Source organism: Nocardia heshunensis, assembly GCF_054782115.1.
Window position 1 is genome coordinate 1 of the sequence record NZ_BAAGTC010000015.1, and the last position, 1,667, is coordinate 1,667.

The 1,667-nt window shown below is 68.4% G+C and carries 1 pseudogene; it reads right to left on the reverse strand.

Annotated elements, in window-relative coordinates:
* Positions 1–1,667, reverse strand: a pseudogene (locus ACYVN4_RS36140) (non-ribosomal peptide synthetase); the annotation flags it as partial.

Here is a 1,667-nt window from a genome sequence, read left to right on the forward strand (position 1 = left end):
TCACCTGGAAGTCGGAGCGGCCGACGTATTCGACGAGACCGTCCGGCGTCCAGCGCACCACGTCACCGGTGCGGTACATGCGTGCGCCGTCGACGTAGGGGTTGGCCACGAAGCGATCGGCGGTCAGCCCCGGCCGCGCGTGGTAGCCGCGCGCCAGCTGGATGCCCGACAGGTACAGCTCACCCGCGACACCCACCGGAACGGGCCGCAGACGGTTGTCGAGGATCAGCGACTGCATGCCCCGGATGGGGCCGCCGATGGTGACCAGATCGCCCGGCACCAGCGCATCGCTGATGTTGGTCATAATGGTGGTCTCGGTCGGACCGTAACCATTGTGGAAGGCACGAATCGTGCCGTCCGCCAACGGAACCGCCCACTTCTCCACCAGATCGGCCGGCACCGCTTCACCACCGGCGACCAGCACGCGCNGGCGTGGGTGGCCTGCTCGCGGCGGATCAGCTCGGCGAGCTCCTCGCCGCCGTAGGTGCCCGGCGGGACGACCACGAGGGTGCCGCCCTTGCCGATGGCGAGCAGGAATTCCAGCATCGACGCGTCGAACGACGGCGACGCGAAATGCAGTGCACGCGAGGAGGAATCGAGTGCGTAGCGCTCGGCCTGCTCGACGGTGAAGTTGGCCAGACCGGCGTGGGTGACCACGACGCCCTTGGGCACACCGGTCGAACCCGACGTGTAGATGACGTAGGCCGGGTGCTCCGGACGCAGCGGGCGGACCCGCTCGGCCGCCTCGATCGCGGTGTCCGCGAACGCATTCAGCTCCAGCTCGTCGAGTACCAGCCACTCGACCGAGTCCGGCAGAACACCCCGCACCGCCGACACCGTCAGGCCGACCGCCGCACCCGAATCGGTGAGCATGTGGGCGATCCGATCGGCCGGGTAGTTCGGGTCCACCGGCACGAACGCCGCACCAGTCTTGGCGACACCCCATTCAGCGAAATAGGAGAGATCCGAGCGCTGCACCGCGATCGCGACGAGATCCTCGGTGCCGATGCCGCTCTCGATCAGCAAGCGCGCCAAGCGGTTCGAGCGGGCATCCAAGTCGCCGTAGGACAGATTCCGCCCCTCGAACACCACGGCCGGCGCTGCCGGGTCGACCGCGACCGCATCGGCGATCAGCTGCGGCAAAGTGCGCACAGCAGCGGCAGGGAGCCCGAAACGGGTTACCAGATCGGCACGTTCGTCCTGGTCCAGGATGTCGATCGCGCCGACTCTGATCTCCGGGTTGGCCGCGACGGCCTCGAGCACCCGCACCCAGCGCTGCGCGAACCCGGCCGCGGTGGCCTCGTCGAACAGATCGGTGGCATAGGTCAGCGCCAGCGCCATGGCTGTGCTAGATCCCGCCCTGACCCCGCCCGAGTCCTGCTCGGACAGCGTGAACTGCAGATCGAAGCGGGAGATGTTCTCGTTCAGGTCCAGCGTGCCGACCGTCAGGCCGGGCAGTTCGATGCTGGTGCGGTCCAGGTTCTGGAACGCCAGCATGACCTGGAACAGCGGGTTGCGGGCCTGCGAGCGCTCGGGCGCGAGGAGTTCCACCAGCCGCTCGAACGGCACATCGGCATTGCCGAACGCGTCGAGGTCGGTGTGCCGCGCCCGGTCCAGCAGGTCGGTGAACGACTCGGCCGAATCGATGCCGGTGCGCAGCACCAGCG